This is a genomic window from Cellulophaga lytica DSM 7489, from assembly GCF_000190595.1.
GTDB lineage: Bacteria > Bacteroidota > Bacteroidia > Flavobacteriales > Flavobacteriaceae > Cellulophaga > Cellulophaga lytica.
This window is the reverse complement of the sequence record NC_015167.1, coordinates 1,364,654-1,382,794: the sequence shown is the minus strand read 5'-3', so window position 1 is coordinate 1,382,794 and position 18,141 is coordinate 1,364,654. Positions and strand designations below refer to the sequence as shown.

Genomic DNA, 18,141 nt, shown 5'->3' with positions numbered 1-18,141 from the left:
TTTTAATTTAAAGATTAAAACTTACCATTCGTCTACAGTAAACGGCCAATCATCTACAGGCGGCAATTTTTCCTTTATTAAAAAAAGATATTTGCTGTAACAAATAATACAAACTTAACCTAAAACACAATTATTATGGCATTACGTATAGATCACATTAACAATTTTATGGAAGTTAAAGGAAACCTTAACTCTCAGAATATGAAAGCACTTAAAAGCCATATAGACTATTACTTAAAAGGTAATGAAAAGCTAATTTTATCTCTAGACAATGTAAATAACATAATGTATTCTAGCGCAAAGCAGTTAGAGCAACTATACATTAAAGTAGCAAAAAACAATAAGGTTTTAGCTATTGTTGGTCAGGAGAATAAACAAATTGCTTCTATTATGGAAATGTCTAACACTTCTTATATCTTTAGCAATGACCGCGTTTAGTTTTGTAAATAAAAAAATAACTCCAGAACAAATATTTATGACAAGTGTACTTGTTGTAAATGGAGGCAACTACCTGTATAACTTAATACTAGGGCGTATGTTAGGGCCTGCTGCCTTTGCAGATGCAGCTTTACTAATAACATTATTGTTGGTGCTTTCTTTTGTAGGAATGACTTTTCAGTTGGTAACCACCAAGTTTAATATTTTGTTTTCTGGTAACCAATGGAAAGCTTTTGAAAACTATATGCACAAATACGCCATTATTTTTGGTGTTGCTATAGGGGCTTTATTATTTTTATTTGCAAACAATTTACAGCAGTTATTTAATACAGAATCTGTAACAATGTTTAGAGTATTTGCTGTAGGTATTCCGCTTTACTTTATAATGTCTATTAAAAGAGGAAAATACCAAGGCAAACAAAATTATACTAACTTATCTGTAACCTACCAATCAGAAATGTGGAGCAGATTGTTAGTAACACTAGCTTTATTGTTATTAGTACCAATGAACTCTGCTTTTTTAGTAGCTGTAGGTATAGTAATATCTTTTGTTTTTGGATTAATGCCAATAAAATTTAAGAAAATATCTTTTGCTGCATCTAATATTTTAACTGTAGAAAATAAAAAGAAAGTTACCACATTTATACTATTAACAGCCGGTTATGAGCTTACGCAAATTATTATAAACAATAGCGATGTACTTTTAGTAAAACATTATTTTAATTCTTTAGATGCCGGGCTTTATGCTTCTTTAGCATTAATAGGTAGAGTAGTTTATTTTGTAGCTTGGATGTTTGTAATGTTATTATTACCAGCAGTAATAGAAAAAAGAAAAGAAGGTAAACGTACAGCACCAATTTTATTTAAGTATGTTGGTTATATAAGTTTACTATCTGTAACTATAGTTGCTGGTTGCTACCTTTTTCCAGAAACAATTATATCATTAATGTTTGGTGATGCCTATTTAGAAATGTCATCTTTATTATGGCAGTATGCATTAGCAACATCGCTTTTTGCTATATCTAACATATTTGCATATTATTTTTTATCTCTAGACTATTATGTTCCGGTAATATTATCTGGTATACTAGGATTATCACAAATAGGATTAATCGTATTTTTTCATAGCAGTTTAGCTATGGTTGTACAACTACAAATTATAGTAATGTTGGCATTACTTTTTGCACAACTACTTTACTTTTCATCAAAACGAAACATATAAACCTACTTTTAATTTGGTTAGCATTCCCCCCAATTAATTGCCTAAAGCTTTTTAAGTTTTAGGCTTTTTTACTTTTATACGTGCCTGTAATATTATGTAAGATTTTAACTTCTTTTTTAAACTCATTTTATAACTACTTCTTCATTAAAATTCTGTTTTAGTTTTGTTAAAAAAACGTTAACCGCAGGGTGCTTTCCATTCGTCTACAGTAAATGGTATTTGGTCTCTTAACCCCTATTAAATAAGGCTTTAAGATGGATATTTGTATAACAATTTATCCCAAATAAATTATTAAAACTTAACCTTATGAAATTAGCAATTGTAACAGCGTACCCACCAAGTAAAGTAACTTTAACAGAATACGGATACCACTTGGTAAAACATTTTAGACTACAAAAAGAAGTAACTGAAATAGTCTTAATTACAGACAAAACCAAAGAAGCAAAAGATCTTTCTTTTACAGAAGAAGGCTGTAAAATTACAGTAAAAGAATGCTGGAGTTTTAATAGCTATAAAAACGTTTTTGGTATTATGGGCGCAATTGCAGACACTAAACCAGACGCAGTTTTATTTAACCTTCAGTTTTTAAAATTTGGAGACAAAAAAGTACCTGCTGCGTTAGGTTTAATGTTGCCTTTAATATGTAAATTAAAAGGAATACCAACAATATCTTTACTGCACAATATATTAGAGCAGGTAGATTTAGAAAATGCTGGTATAACTAAAAGTAGTTTTCTTAAAAAAGCATACAATTTTATTGGAGCTTCATTAACTAAAGTAATTTTATCTTCAGATATTTTAGCCGTAACAATAAGCAAATACAAAGGTATTTTAGAAAGCAAATACAAGTCTAGAAACGTTGCTTTAATTCCTCATGGTGCTTTTGAAACTCCGCCAGAACCAACTTATCAATTACCAAAAGGTCCTAAGCAAGTAATGGCTTTTGGAAAGTTTGGAACATACAAAAAAGTAGAAATTTTAATTGATGCTGTAGAAATTATTCGTCAGCGTACAAAACAAGATATAGAAATAGTAATAGCAGGTACAGATAGCCCAAACACACCAGGTTATTTAAATGAAGTGAGCGAAAAATATAAGCACGTAGACCAACTTAGGTTTACTGGTTATGTTGCAGAAGAAGATGTACCTGTTATTTTTAATGATAGTGCAGTGGTAGTTTTTCCTTACACATCTACAACAGGTAGCTCTGGAGTTTTACACCAAGCAGGTAGCTACGGAAAAGCAGTTGCGTTACCAGATTTAGGAGATTTAAGCATACTAGTTAAGGAAGAAGGTTATAAAGGTGAATTTTTTGAGCCAGAAAGTGCAGAATCTTTAGCAGATGCAATAGAAAACATTATTACATATGATGATTACCGCGAAGAATTAAGTAAAATAAATTATAAAGCAGCGTGCTCTTTACCAATGTCTGATATTGCACAGATGTATGTAGATTATTTTGCAGCAATACAAATGGCTAAAGCCGGAAACATAAGTATTGATACTATTATAGCAGAAAGAGAAAAAGAAAGAGAGATGGAGAAAGAAAGAGAAGCAGTAGAGCTTTTAGTAAAATAAATTATGGTGAGGTTAAGCCACAAAAAGGGAAACAGTATGGTTAGCTGTTTCCCTTTTACTTTTTAGGTTTAATATATTGTAATGCATCCTTTGGCTGTCCGTCTACAGTAAATAAGCCAAAATACTTTTGCTGATTTTTACGCCAAGGTAACCTACCAACAACGGCTGTTGGTATTGTTTCAAAATCATACAATGTCCATAATACAAAAGGAATATTCTCTTGTTCTATATACAATTGCATTTCTTTGTAATAAGCAGCTTGGTCATCTATAGAACCTGTGAATAGGTTCCAAAAGCCACTGTAAGACGAGTAGCCGTACTCTTGTAAAACCAAATCTTTACCCTTAGCTTTGTTTTTTAATACAGCAAAGGATTTTAAAAAATCTTTAGGCTCTTTGTAATAATGAAAAGATACAATATCTACTTCTTCAACTAGGTTTTCTGCAGCTTCTGTACTAGACCATCCAATAGTAATATTGGTTTTAGAATCCCACTTTCTTATATTTTTAATCATTTCTTTAAGCCAAGCAATTACTTTTAGTTTTCCTCTAGATTCAAAGTCTAAATCGGGTTCATTTTTAATATCCCAAGCAACCAAGGCAGGATGATTTTTAAGAGCATTTACAATTTGCTCTGCGTGTCTGTGGTTTAATGTCCAGTCTTGTACATCATAATTACCATAAAAGTCAAAAAGAGTAACTATTACATTAAGTTTGTGCCTTTCTGCAATATCTAAAGTTTGTTTTAATTGCATTAACTTTTTAGGGTCTACATTAGCTTTTCCAAAAGCTTCATAAGGAACAAAAATACGAATTGTATTTAGCTGTAACTCTTGTATTAATGCAAAGTCTTTTTCTATTACACTACTGTTGTATGTTTTGCCAAACATATTCCAAGGAGTGTTTTTTGGGTAATAGTTTATACCAGATGTTATGGTTTTGCTTTGCTGTTTTTTTTGTGGTATTAATGTATTGGCAGTGTTTTTTTTATTTATTTCTACCAGGTGTCTAATACGCCAAAAACCATCTTCTAAAAGCATCATTACCTTATAACTGGGTGTGCTGTAAAAATTGCTTACCAAAGTATTATTGCTGTAAACCTCATTGTATTGTTCTGCATTATTATCTGTAAACACTACAAGTTTACCATCTGCACTGTAAAAGTCTACAGTTGGGTTATGTTGTATAGATGTGGTAACTAGCGTAATTCCGTTTTTAGAATTTAGTTTAATAATGCTATCTAATTTAGCTCTGGCACTAGTTGTAAAAAAATCATCTACACCATACATATTGTTACTTGCTAAAGCAATGTTGCGCACATTCCAAGCATTTTTATAATCTTCTTCTATAGATTGTAAAGTTTGATCTTCAATTTCTCTGCCTTCATTAGTAGTGTTATGCCAAACTATTTTAGGAGAATATGTTTCTTCAAAATTTTGCTCAATATGTAAAATAGAAGTTCTTTCTGCTCCCGTATTTAAGTAAGATAGCATAGCACTTATGCCAATTAACACCAAACCATTTAAGGCTACAAAAGACAGTAGTAAAAGTGCACGATATATAATTTTATTTATCTTCATTTTAGCATTATTACTTTGTTTTTAATAATTCCGGCAGCTTCAATTTTAATAGTATAACTTCCTTTTTTATAAAAGTTTTCATCAAAATTAAACCTAGCAACTCCTTTTAAAGTTGTAGTTTTAATGGTGTTTAATAAAGCACCTTCTTTAGTGTAAATAAATACAGTTACGGTTAATCCGTCTGGTACAAATTGCTGCATAAAACTTTCTATTGGCCCAATAGTAATTGTTCTGTTGTTTGCAGATAAGTGCACTTTATAATCTTTTACTGCAGAGCTAAAATCTACCTTAATAGAGTCGCTTTTTGCCGCTCCTGTAACATAGGCAGTAACAGTCCAAGATTCTTTTTTAGATGGGTGCAATAGTTTTGCTATAGCTACACCGTTTATGGTTGTACCATTTGTTTGTAGCAAGTTGCCTTGGTTATCTTTTACAGTAAAAAGAACCAAAGTACCATCACTAACTACATTACCGTGGTTGTCTTTTATTGTAGATGTTGTAAATGTTATAATTTGGTTGCCATCTGCGTACTTATGGTTTCTGCTGTAATTTATTGTAAAGTTAGATGCGTTATCTGGCAATATTACCGAGGTTAATTCTTTAGATTTTGTACTGTCTACCAAAGATGTAATTAATATGCGTCCCGTTTTTTGTGGAGAAAAAATATTGGTCCAAGCCACCAAATTTTTAACCTTTAAAGTGTCTGTTGTAACCTCTTTTCTAAATTGATGTTTTATAGCCACTTTAGTGCCTGCTGCCAAAGGATTATCAAACCTATCTGTAGGCGCATTTACAAGCATAGAAAAGTCGTTACCGCCAGCAACAATACTTCTTGGTCCTAAATAGGTTTCTAGTTTTGGGTAGTTGTTAGCTTCAGGCATTATCACAACGGTATCTTGCAATTTTATATGGTTGTTTAAAACCAGTAGCCAATGCAAATTACCAACAATTTTAGTGAAATTTTCTGGTACTTTATAGGTTAACTTGTTGTTGCTTTGTATTGGTTTAATTGCGGTTATACCATAAGCATTTTTTAAAACCAAAACCGCATTACTTTGTTTGCTGGCAGTAAACTCTAAAGTAATAGAATCTGCAACGGTATAATTTTTTTTAGCTGTTAATGTAGTAAAAGTTACGTTACTGGTATTTTGTTTTTTGGGTGTTTCTTTTTTGCTGCAGCTAGTGCAGAAAAGAAATAATAATATTATGTATAAGTAATTTTTCAAGCTTTATTTTGGATTACCAATGTAACTATTAACCTCTAGTCTTATAAAATTAAAACCATCTCCTTTTTGTTCTTGTAGCTGCTCTAACATATGGTTGTGGTTCCTGTCCGGAAACATTTTTTTAGCTATTTCTATGTTAGGAGAGCCATTTACAAAACAATTTGTCATATCATCACTAATAACTTTTAAATTGCTAAGGTTTAATAGGTTGTAGTTAAAATGTTGTTTTCTTTGTATACGTACACCTTCAGATAAAAAATTATGATCTACCCAAACTAGTTTTTTATCATTGTCATAATAAGAAATTAATAGCTGAGGTATAGTAACCTCCTGTACGCCAGAGTTAAAAAGGGAGCCGCTCATTGTATTGTTAGTAAAGTTTAACTCTTGCAAAGACAATTTTTTATACAAATCTGTATTGGCAACATTGCCAGCGCACTGTAAATTAAATTTGGTTGGTATTTCTTCTAAATTAATTGGTGTAAACTCATCCGGATTAAATGTTGGCGGCAAAGTATCTTTGGTAGAAGACCAAGCAATACCCTCAAAATTAATTTTAAATGCGGTAATCTCCTTAGGCATTAGCTTGTGTTTTATGTTGTCTTTAGCATTATAGTTAGCCAACTCTTTATTTTTATCATTGTAAAGGGTGCCTTTAATAACAACATCAGACGGTACGTTGTCTACATTTTGTATTTGCCCAATTATACTATACCTGCCATTGTATTTTATTAATTTTGCAGTTAAAATTTCTAAAACGGGTTGTTTTAAAACATCTTCATGGTGTGTTTGCTCTGTGGTTATTTTTCTTCTGCCATGGTTAAAAAATGTAGTAGAATTATCTGTAAACAACTGGTCTGGTGGTAAGTCATTATCTAACTTAGAAACGCTTAAGTACCATTTATTTTTTTTCTTTTTTACAGTGTGATAAAACGTTTTTTCTACTGCATCTAAAGGTGTAATCCACCTTGTGTCTACTTTAACCTTTGCACTGTTTTTTGTTTTGTTTACAAATGAAATGCCAATGGAGTCTAACTTTGCGTATGAACTTAAAATACCATCTGTAACAGAAATTTCTAACATATACTGAGAAAGGCTAACACCGTCATCTGGATTAATGTATGAAAAAGCCCTTTCAAACTCTTTAAAATCTACAGCATCATAATAAGCAGTTACTACATTTTTAGCAGACAGTTGTGTGCTGTTTTCTACATAAAATAAATATCCGCCGTAGGCTAAACAAACCATAACAATTCCTGCCCAAATATGATTAACGGTTACTAAGCCTCTAGAAAATTTTGTGTACTCTATTCTGTATTTTAAGTAAGATGGTAACGCTAGTTTTTTAGATTTTAGCGTTCTGTACCACACCATTTGAATATTAATAATAAAGGCCAGTAAAATGGTTAAAACAGGAATAGTACTCCACATTATTTTTAAAAATGTAGGTACGTCTTCTTTTGGTATAATTGCAGGTATTGGAGGTACATTTAGTTTCTCCCAAACCATTATGCCGTTTTCTAACTGTTGCAAACGTTGCCAGCCAGAGAAATACAATATGGGATCATAAAACTTATCGTTAGAAAAAATATACTTTAAATTGTATTTTTCTGGTACCGTTAAAAATTGTTGTAAGGATCCAATACCTTCTACGCCTCTAAATTTTGAATTTTCTAAGCGTTCTATAGCTCTAGTGGTAAGCTCTGGTAACCTTCGAGCAGAATGGTAATTGCCATCTACAGTCATTGCTTTTGTTTGCGCAGATAGCCAAGCCATTTGGTCTCCAAAACCAAGAGTTAAGTAACGCCAATGATCATGCTGATCCTGATTTAAAAAGTTTACAATAGGCAGCATTTTAATTTTTGCTGGCTGTGATGGTCTAAAATAGCCCAAGCTCATTGTAAAAATTACCATAAATAATATGCCAACCATAAAAAAACCACCCACAATTCTGTGATATACAGCTCCAAACCTTTTTTGAATGTTGTTTTTTAAATCGCCTTCTATCATCCTATATGCAAACTCACCAAATATTGGTAAGGCCATAATTGTAGCCCAAAGAGTAAAACGGTCTAAGGTTAAAATATTAAAAGCGGTTTCTCCTAATAGTTTTAAAGGAATAGGTGTTGTGCCACCTGTTCCTAAAATAGTTAGCATAGAAAAAGATAGTCCAAAAAATAAGTAGCGCTTGCTGTAAAACCTATAAAAAATATAAGGTAGTATAAATAGTAATATTCCCCACGGAATCATAAAAAAGACCAAGCCAGAAGATAAAACCTCTAAAAAGTTGTCTCTAGAGCCATGCGGAATAGGAACCTGAGTTATTGGATTTTTTTTAGAGTTTACCCAGTACGGAAGAATACAAAATATAATGAGCATTAATGATGAAAAACCAAAAGTTACAATACGCCAAAATAGCTTTTTAAATGCCCAAATAAATGTTTTTAAATGTATTGCTTTAGTGTCTTTTACTTTGTCTTTAGCTGTATCCATTATCACCATACCAATTAACGGAAATATAAAGAATACCATACCAAAAATTGGTGTAACATGATGAGACGTTACTGTTACAGCAATTAAAGATAAACTTGTAACCAAGTACCTAATTCTACCTTCTTTTATCCACAAATATATTTCTGGTATACTATGCAGTAATATAGATAAGCCCATAATGCTGGGCAGTTGCCCAAATATGTGTAGGGTTTCTATAAATGTTGAAGAAAAAACAGCTAGTAATGCAGTATAACCAGCAACGCGCCTATTAGCGGTTATAAGCAACCCAAATCTATACGCACCAGTTATAAATAATACTATAGCTAAAAGAGCAACGGTAAACATACCAAATTTTAAACCGCCTATGTAAGATAAAAGACCTATTAGTTGGTGTACTAAAGGCGGGTACGCTTGTACTGTAAAACCAGTATACCACCTATAATCCCAAGGCTCAAACCAACTATTAGCGTAATGGTCTGCAAAAAACAGGTGAATTAATGCATCATAAGTATTCTCTAACGTAAAGAAAATACTAGACCCATGGAAAGCAATACCAACAATAAGAGCTAATATTAATAAAATATTGGTTCTCTTCATAAATTTTAACCTGTAAGAATATAAAACAAGATAAAGATAAACATATTGTGGTATTATAAATAATGTATGTTAACTTGCTTACAAAACCACTCGTCTACAGAAAACGGTTATTGACCTTGCTGCTAACTTTTTAGTTATATAACCGTAGTACCTTTGTACCAGAAAGTTATGGTAAAAACTATAACCTTTTCCCCAAAACAAAAAAACCTTAACCTATGAAAATTTTAGCTATTGATGATCAGCAATTAATTTTACTCTCCGTAGAAAAAAAATTAACTGATTTAGGATACCAAGTACAAACAGCAAGTTCTGGAGCAACCGGAATAGAAACTTTTAACTCTTTTAAGCCAGATCTTGTAATAGTAGATATTAATATGCCAGATATGAGCGGTTTAGATGTGGTAAAGCACATTAAAAACAATTCTAGTACGGCAATAATGGTAATGTCTGGTAATACAGATGAAGATATAATTTTAGACGGATTTAATCTTGGTATAGATGACTATATGAAGAAGCCTGTAAGTTTAGAAGAAGTAGCAGCACGTGTTAAGCGTATTGTTGGTGCTCCTACAGAGGCTAAAACCGCTACAAAGGTTGATGGTGCACAAATGCTACAAAAAAATTGTGTAGGTGTTGTTATACCTTGTTATAATGAAGCAGATAGGCTATCTAGTGCAGAGTTTAAAGATTTTGCCCAAAAAAACCTGGGCTACCACTTGTGTTTTGTAAATGATGGTAGTACAGATAATACTTTAGAAGTTTTAGAAGAATTAAGAAAAGAAAGTGAAAATACCATTAGTGTTTACAATTGTAAAAAAAATGGAGGTAAAGCAGAAGCGGTTCGTCAAGGAGTATTGCATTTAGCAAAAGATTCTCAGTTTGACTATATAGGCTATTTAGATGCAGATTTATCTACAGATTTTAGAGATTTTGATGAATTAGTTAAAACCATAGAAAACTCTGAGTATAAAATTGTAAGTGGTTCTAGAATTAGCAGAATGGGAGCAGATATTACTAAAGAATCTGCTCGAAAAATAATAAGTAAAACCATAAACCTTATTATACAAAATATATTAAAAATGCCATTTAAAGATACCCAATGTGGAGCTAAAATAATGGACAGAGAAATAGCAACTACAATGTTTAATAAAAAGTTTATTACACGTTGGTTGTTTGATGTAGAGATCTTTATGCGTATGAAAAAGAAATACGGAAAAGATAATGTGCAGCAGTTAATTTGCGAGCAACCATTAAAAAGGTGGATACACGCAGATGGCTCTAAATTATCTATGAAAGATTCTATTAAAATTGTTGGTCAGTTAGCGCAGATTAAAATGCACTACGGAAATAAAAGTTATGAAGTTTAGGTTAAGGTTCTCTTCTAACTAAAAAAATCCCACATTGTAATGATGTGGGATTTTTAATTAACTAAACTTAGACTTTTTTAATAAAATAAGCCATACATAACAAAGCAAGCTATAACTAACAAAATAGCTTGTACTCTAAAGTTTTTATACCAAACAATACCTTTAAGTTCTTTAGTTTCATCTATCCAAATTTGTTTGGTCCAAGTGTTTTCTGCAACCTTATCTGCTGGTGGTGGTGCAGTAGCTAAACTCACAATTATAGATACTACCAAGCTTATAATTAGCAGAACAGGAGCTAATAGTAAAAAGTGAATATTTATTTCTACGTTTAGCACATACTTTAATGTCATAATTAAGGCAGCAACAGCTAAACCTGCCATTAAGCCGCTAAAAGCGCCCTTAGCATTGGCTCTTTTCCAAAATAAACCTATAAAAAATGTACCTACAATTGGTGGTGCCAAATAAGAAACTATTTCTTGGTAATAGGCTATAAGCGAATCAAAAGTCTGAATATAAGGAGCCCAAATAACAGCAATTACTAATGTTACAACAGCTGTAATTTTACCAACTTTTACCTTTTTAGCGCTACTGGCATTTTTATCTATTTTACTATAAAAATCCATAGTAAATAAAGTAGATACAGAGCTTAATGTGGCACTTAAGGTAGATGTTAAAGCAGATATCATTGCAGATAAAATAATACCAATAAGGCCAACAGGTAATAACTTAACAATAAGCCTTGGATATACTTGGTCTGTATTTATACCGTATTTTTCTTTTAAATCAATTCCGCTTATTAATTCATGCGGCAAATTTTCTACTCCAAAAAGGTTTATACCACGTGCAATTAATCCGGGAACAATAAAAATAAATAATGTAAATAGGTATAAAAAACCTACTAGTAAAACACCTTTTCTTCCATGGTCTATAGATTTTGCAGATAATACACGTTGTACCATAACTTGGTTGTTAGCCCAAAAGTAAAACCCAAGAATAGGAATACCAATCCACATTCCTAACCAAGGTACAGTAGGGTCATCTAACGGTCTGGTTAATTTTAACCAAACACCATCGTTAAATTTATCTATAAAAGATTCCCAACCACCAATACTACTAATAGCGTAGAATGATAAAATTGAAGAACCAATAATTAACACAGCAGCTTGTATCATATCTGCATTAATTGCAGAAGACAAACCACCAATAATGGTATAACTACCTGCAACAGCTGCCATACCTATAATAATCCAGAAAATTTCTACTTCCGGAAAAATCATTTTTATAATTAAGGCGCCTGTGTATAGGGTAGCAGAGGCATCTAAAAAAACGTTACCAATAATTGTAATAAAAGAAAAGTAAGATCTAGACTTACCATCAAACCTGCGTTCTAAAAATTCCGGCATTGTAAAAATTCCAGATTTTATGTAGAAAGGCAAAAAGAACATGGCAAAAAATACCATTATTAAAACCGATATCCAGTTGTAATTAAACACAGCAATACCGCTAATAAAGCCTTCTCCAGAATGCCCCATTAATGTAGAACTAGATACACTTGCGGCAAATAAAGATAACCCAACCATTGGCCAAGTTAGGTTTCTGCCAGCTAAAAAATAGGCGTCAGAATCTTTACTTTTTCCATTTTTTAAGGCCCACCATACTATAAAAACAATGTACAGTACTAGTACAGTAAGGTCTATATAACTTAAGTTACTCATAATTTAATAATTGTAGGTTGTGTAAAGTAATACGCTTTTTGCAGGAATAGTTATTTGCTTTGAGTCTGATGTAAAACTTAAATTAGTTTGTACTGCTTTAGGAAAGTTATTGCCGTCTACAGGTCTGTTTTTTTCACTGTATATAAACTTTTTAAAGTTTTTATTTTGTAAATTTTTGGTGTCTAGTGTAAAAGTTGCGTTTTTACTACTATTATTTACAATAGAAAACGTAACGTGGTTGTTTGTAGACCAGCCAGATACCATACGTACTTTGTTTAGCTTTAAACCAGTAGTTTTTACAATTTTCATATCTTCTGTAAAGTATCTGGTTATAATAGACCACGTATAAAACCAAGGTCTAATATCTTCTTCTTTAGCATCACCAGTTAGTTCTTTGCCAAGAATATTCCACATTCCCCATTTTTTAAGCTGATTTTTATCTCCGGTGTCACCGTTGGTATGCATAGCATCATCTAACCCCCAAGCAATAACGGCATCAAAACCGCTATTCATAGATTGTATTAGCACATCTGCCATATCTACACCATAGTCATAATCATAAACAGATAATTGACTATCTGGGCTAGCAAACGGGTCTGCCTCATACCTTTTTATGTTTTCATCTACATATTTTTCAAACCCAATTTCGCCTAAAATAAAAGGTTTTTTTGCAACGCTATCAGCAAAAGAAATCATTGCAGAGTATTTTTTTTCAAACTCACCAGAACGTACAAACTCTTTTGTAGGGTAATCATGTACATCATAAGCAGCTAAAACATTGCTTAATTGTAAAACAGACTCCTTTGCCCATTCTGTTCCTGTATATTTAGATTTGTCATTATTAAAAGGTGTAGCATCTGGTCCTATAACGTGTACAGGTGTTTTCAGTTTTTTAGACACTAATGCACTATCTAATTTTTTAACACCAAGTTTCCACTCGTCCCAATTACCATCTATAGAAGACCAATAGCCGTTTGGCTCATTTACTAAGTTGTAATACTTAATACAGCTGTATCCTTTAGTATTTACAAGGTAGTTTAGGTGCTCTGCAATGCTATTTAACCATTTAGGGTCTGTAGCACCAGTAAAGGTATTTTGCATTTTTAAATGTGTGTCATGCACCTTGTACGGTTGTCCCCATTCTCCAAGTATAACTTTAATGTCATTTTTTTGGCAGTAGTCTAGCAGCTTGTATAAAGCGTGCATTTCTTGGTTTTCAAAATTAAGAATTGGGTTGCCATCTTTGTCTATACCCTCTAGGTACCTCCAATTTGCTTGGTCTAGTACACGTACTATTTTGGGTTTCATATAATTTAACCTTTTAAAAACAGTTTCCCATTTTTTATTGGTCATTAATAAGCCCCATTCTGCGTCATCTGCATCTGCGTGTGGATACGCAGACCACTCTACTCCATTGCCAATAAATTCCGAAGAGATAATAGTATTGGCATCAATTGTAACTAACTCTTCCTTTTTTACCGTTTGGCAAAATGCTAACGGCAAAAAAAGGAGAAGTAATAGGTAATTAAATACTTGCTTTTTAAGCATTTTTAAGTTCATTTAATAATTCATCAATATTACATGTTGCAAGACCAACATACCTGTCTGCAGCACCATAATATACGTATAAAGTATCATCAATAATCATATTTCCTGTTGGAAAAACACAACCTTTGTAAAAGCCATCAATTTCATAATCGTGCTCTGGCTCCATGATCCAATTGGTTAGTCTAGATTTTACAATTGTAGGGTCTTCTAAATCTAAAAGAGCCGCACCAACACGGTAATAACCTAAGCCGCCATTTTCTACACCATGATATATAATTAACCAGCCATCTTTAGTTTTTAAAGGAGGTGTGCTACCGCCAATTTTTTCTTCCCAGCTATTATTAATACCTGCAAGTAGCAATGTACTTGGCTCTTCCCAAACCATTAAATCGTTAGAAAAACGAATCCATATAGAAGGTTTATCACAGCCATACTCTTCACCAATCCATTCTTTTGGTCTGTGTAACATTGCATATTTCCCGTTTATTTTTTCTGGAAAAATAATAACATCTCTATCGTCTAAATTACTTTGTGTAATTCTTCCTAAGCGTCTGTAATTTTTAAAATCTTTGGTTAAAAGTAAGCCCGAGTTTGCAATGTTGTTTTTTAAAACCAACGGAGCATCAGCATCACAATCTGGTAATAAAATTTGATCATGATCAAAATTCCAATACTGTCCTGGAGGATGAGGTCTGTAAGCATATGTTACATAAAACTCATCTCCAAATTTTACAATTCTAGGATCTTCTACAGCGCCCATATCTGGCCCATCTGTACTTGGACTAAAAACAGGTTGGTTAGAGGTACGAGTAAAGTTTACACCATCTGTACTTGTGGCTAAACCAAAACGTATTTGATGCTCTTTATCATTACCAGCGGCTCTGTACAGCATAAAAAATGTACCGTTTTCATACCAAACTCCTGGGTTGCAAACAACTAAACTTTCCCAATCGTTTTCTGGATTTGGACTTAAAACTGGGTTGTTTTGGTGTTTTTTAAGACGTAATAATCCTGTTTTTTTTTGTTCTACAGTATTCATACTAATTTTTATTTCCTTATTTGTAAATTATATTGATTGATTTTTTAATTCTACTTTATAGATTACTCCATATTTGTAAATAGTATAAAAGACTCCCCTTCTAGGGTCATATTTACACCATTTGTAAAGTTTAATTCTTTGTTATTTTCTATTGGAGTAGCAAAGCCATTTTCATCTACTTTACCAACAAAAGAGCCATCTGCGTTAGACTTGTAGCTGTATTTATTTGCAGTAATGTTGCCTAAAAAGTCCGATTTTAAATTAAGCTCATAGGTACTGTAATGAGAGTTTACAATAGCAATTGTTTGTTTACCATTGTATGTACCTACTACGGCACGTAATCCTTTTTTATTAGGTAGTTCTACGTTATAAATATCACTACCAGCAGGAAAAAAGCGAGTTAATAATGAAACAGGATAAAAGTATGGTCTAATGTCTTCATCACTAACATTGCCAGTGTGTTCTTCGCCTAAAATGTTCCAAAAACCCCAACGTTTTAATTTATCAGACTGGTAATCTCCGTTGTCTGGACTATTGTACATAGCGTCATCCATATTCCAAACTAAAGAGCCAGAGAAGCCTTCTCTCATTGCTTGTATTAAGGCATCTGCCATATCTATGCCGTAAAAAGCTTTGTAAATCATCATATTAGAATCTTCACCAGCATATGGGTCGTTAGCAATAGCTTCTTCGTTTTCTAATTTTAGCTGCGCATCTACCTCTGTGTATTTAAATCCTATTTCTCCTAAAACAATACGCTTGTCTGCCGGAGTTATTTTTTTATATGCGCTAAGCATTTGTGCAAACTCACCATTACGAATTAGTTGTTGTTGTGGGTACACGTGAATGTCATACAAACCTACATTGTCTCCTAAATCTGCCTCAGTTTTTGTTAACCATTCTGTTTGGCTAGCGGTGTTAAAAACGGCTATATCTGGCCCCATTACTTTAATGTCTGCCAAGCTGTAGTTTTTCATTTCTTCTAAATAAGCTAGCTGTACATTTTTCCAAATGTTGTAATCTCCTTTAGTACTAGACCAATCGCCATTAGGCTCATTAATAATATTTATTGTTTTAATGTTGGTATAGCCTTTTTCGTTTACCAAATGATTTAAGAATTTCACAGATTTTTCAATCCAATCCATATCTATAGTGCTAATGTCACCTGTAGAGCTGTGGCCCCATTCACCATACGTAATTTCTATATTGCGTTCTTTGGCATAGTCTAACATTTTAAAAAGCGATAACGTTTTTGTAGTCTCATCATACACACCATCATTATCATAAGACCAACCAGAATTGGTTACAATTCTTAAAAACGGAGGCCTCATAAAATCTATACGCTTAAATAGGGTGTTCCAATCTGCATCACTAAGTGTTTCTGTTCCTAACCAGGTTGGCACCATATCATAACCACCCCATTGTGCACCATTACCAACAAAATTGGTAGAAACAAGTTCTTCTGTAATTAGTACCTCTCTGTTTTTTTCTATAGAAGTAAATGCAGGCTCATCATCATTACAACTTGCGGCAACAAGTAGCATTGGTAATACAGCAGTGAAAATATTTTTTAGTGTCATATTCTATTTCTTTAGTATTGTTGTAGCACCTTAATTTATAGTTAAGGTGATGATCTTTATTTGCTTAAGTTGTACCACATTTTTTTAGACATATGTGCTGTCTCTTCGTAATTGTAGTTTGTGTCTGTCCAATTGTATAATTCAGATAAATACTCTACTTCTGAGGTTATAGCAATTTCAGTTTCAGAATTAATTTCTAGTGTTAAAACAAATACAGTGCCTGCACTATCTGTAATAGTTACTGTGTCTCCTACAAGTTCCCAAGTTCCTGTACCTGTAGGCACTTTTCTAAATCTTGCATTAAATTCTGTTTCTGGCCAAGTAGTGTCATCAGAAACAAAATCTCCGTGCTCGCCATCTGCACCAGCATTGTTTTCAAATGTGCCGTAAGGGTTGTCTCCGTTTTTACCTTCTACAACAAATGAAATTGTATTATCTAGTTCTTTACCTGCACTAGGTAGGTAATTATTTAAAAGTTCAGTTTTTTCCCAGCCCCAGCTTTCCCAGGTAAACATATCACAGTAAACGCCTATTTCGGAAATGTTCCAAGTTCCTGCAATAGACACGTTACTTAAATCAACATCTATTTTTAGTTTAACTGTCCATAAAGTGCTTTCACCAGTTTGTGAAGTAACATTTATTGTAGTGCTATTGTCTGTAGAAAAATTTAAAGTATTACCAACACTTGTGTCTGCTGTAGCTGCATAAGAAATGTTTAGGCCTGTAAGTTCTATAGCAGAAATGTCTGCTCCGTTATCTGCAACAGTAACTGTAATTTCTTTAGCATCTGCATCTATTTGTGTGTCTCCTACTTGGTCTTTAACAGTTAAGCCAGTAATGCTATTACCTGTTTGTAATACACGTTTTTTGGTTAATGTATACCAGGTTAGTTTAGACATATGAGCTAATTCTTCATAACTCCAGTCAGTATCTGTCCAGTTAAAGTTTTCGGCTAAGTAAGGAACTTCAGTTTTTAAATTTACTTCGTTAGTTGCGGTTAGTAACTCTAAATCTAGTTCATGTTCTACTTTGTTTGCATCGGTAATAATTACTTTGTTTCGTTCAAAATCGCGCAGCCAAGTACCTTTACCTGTTGGTATTTTACGAAATCGTGTATTAAAGTTCCATCCTTTGCTAGCATCAGTATAACTACCAAAAGCACCATCATTACCTGCGTTATGCTCATAATTACCAAAAGGGTTTCCTTTAGCATCTGCGCCTTCTACAGTAAAAATAATTTCGTTGTCTAACTCTGGGTTTAATTCTGCTAAGTAACTAAACATACTTTCATTCTTTTCCCAGCCCCAGCTCTCCCAGGTAAACATATCACAATACATACGTACATCACCAATGTACCAAGTGCCTTCTAGGTCAGACTTAAATGGTAGTAATGTAACTTCCCAATTTAGGGTTTCGCCAGCCCCAGCTGTTACAGCAATTGTAGCTGTACCAGAACTTAAATCTAATGTTGTGCCCTTTTCATTTGCAGAAGTTGCACCATATGAAAGCTCAATATTTTTAATTTCTACCTTAGATAAATCTGCTATATTTTCTGTTTTTGCATAAATTTTAATTTTAGCATCATCAAAATTACGTTCTATAATAGCTGTACCTATTTGACCTTCAACTAAAATAGAAACCACGTTGCGTTCTTTTTGCCAATCTGTGCCCTCTACATCTTCTAGAGGATTTTCTGTACAGGCCACAAAAAATAGTGCCAGCACTATAAAATATATGTTATTTAATTTTTTCATTGCGC

12 protein-coding genes are annotated in these 18,141 nt (G+C 32.8%); 4 read left to right on the top strand and 8 right to left on the bottom strand.

All coding sequences use genetic code 11. The features are described from left to right. Positions 1-135 precede the first annotated feature (135 nt). From CELLY_RS06200 to CELLY_RS06190, 3 genes are all read left to right on the top strand, one after another. Positions 136-438 (top strand): STAS domain-containing protein, encoded by a 303-nt coding sequence (locus tag CELLY_RS06200; protein ID WP_013620809.1) that lies wholly within the window; start codon positions 136-138, stop codon positions 436-438. Then, positions 425-1,660, top strand: a complete 1,236-nt coding sequence (locus tag CELLY_RS06195; protein ID WP_013620808.1) for an oligosaccharide flippase family protein — start codon at positions 425-427, stop codon at positions 1,658-1,660. The genes CELLY_RS06200 and CELLY_RS06195 overlap by 14 nt, the downstream gene beginning before the upstream one ends. A gap of 306 nt (positions 1,661-1,966) precedes the next feature. Further along, complete coding sequence (locus tag CELLY_RS06190) at positions 1,967-3,238, top strand: glycosyltransferase (RefSeq protein ID WP_013620807.1); 1,272 nt, start codon at positions 1,967-1,969, stop codon at positions 3,236-3,238. Between the two features lie 55 nt (positions 3,239-3,293). Here CELLY_RS06190 and CELLY_RS06185 read toward each other — a convergent pair whose 3' ends face one another. From CELLY_RS06185 to CELLY_RS06175, 3 genes are read right to left on the bottom strand one after another with little or no spacing between them, the layout of a single operon-like run. Continuing rightward, positions 3,294-4,817, bottom strand: coding sequence for a glycoside hydrolase family 2 TIM barrel-domain containing protein (locus CELLY_RS06185; RefSeq protein WP_013620806.1), 1,524 nt, complete (start codon positions 4,815-4,817; stop codon positions 3,294-3,296). Beyond that, on the bottom strand, positions 4,814-6,043 hold the full coding sequence (locus CELLY_RS06180; protein WP_013620805.1) for an Ig-like domain-containing protein: 1,230 nt from the start codon (positions 6,041-6,043) through the stop codon (positions 4,814-4,816). The genes CELLY_RS06185 and CELLY_RS06180 overlap by 4 nt, the downstream gene beginning before the upstream one ends. A 3-nt stretch (positions 6,044-6,046) precedes the next feature. Beyond that, positions 6,047-9,133 (bottom strand): membrane protein, encoded by a 3,087-nt coding sequence (locus CELLY_RS06175; protein WP_013620804.1) that lies wholly within the window; start codon positions 9,131-9,133, stop codon positions 6,047-6,049. A gap of 215 nt (positions 9,134-9,348) precedes the next feature. Here CELLY_RS06175 and CELLY_RS06170 point away from each other — a divergent pair, with 215 nt between their 5' ends. Continuing rightward, the gene (locus CELLY_RS06170; protein ID WP_013620803.1) at positions 9,349-10,500 is read left to right on the top strand and encodes a response regulator; all 1,152 of its coding nucleotides are present in this window, start codon (positions 9,349-9,351) and stop codon (positions 10,498-10,500) included. A gap of 77 nt (positions 10,501-10,577) precedes the next feature. On the opposite strand, the gene CELLY_RS06165 is transcribed toward CELLY_RS06170, so the two are convergent. The 5 genes from CELLY_RS06165 to CELLY_RS06145 form a co-directional block, all read right to left on the bottom strand. Continuing rightward, a complete protein-coding gene (locus CELLY_RS06165; protein ID WP_013620802.1) occupies positions 10,578-12,215 on the bottom strand; it encodes a sodium:solute symporter in 1,638 nt (545 codons plus the stop codon). A 3-nt stretch (positions 12,216-12,218) separates the two neighbouring features. Continuing rightward, positions 12,219-13,763 (bottom strand): hypothetical protein, encoded by a 1,545-nt coding sequence (locus CELLY_RS06160; protein WP_013620801.1) that lies wholly within the window; start codon positions 13,761-13,763, stop codon positions 12,219-12,221. After that, on the bottom strand, positions 13,756-14,802 hold the full coding sequence (locus CELLY_RS06155) for a glycoside hydrolase family 130 protein (RefSeq protein ID WP_013620800.1): 1,047 nt from the start codon (positions 14,800-14,802) through the stop codon (positions 13,756-13,758). Before CELLY_RS06155 ends, CELLY_RS06160 begins: the two co-directional genes overlap by 8 nt. A 62-nt stretch (positions 14,803-14,864) precedes the next feature. Beyond that, entirely contained in the window at positions 14,865-16,382 is a 1,518-nt protein-coding gene (locus tag CELLY_RS06150) for a hypothetical protein (protein ID WP_013620799.1), read from the bottom strand. A gap of 56 nt (positions 16,383-16,438) precedes the next feature. Next, on the bottom strand, positions 16,439-18,136 hold the full coding sequence (locus tag CELLY_RS06145) for a hypothetical protein (protein WP_013620798.1): 1,698 nt from the start codon (positions 18,134-18,136) through the stop codon (positions 16,439-16,441). Positions 18,137-18,141 lie beyond the last annotated feature (5 nt).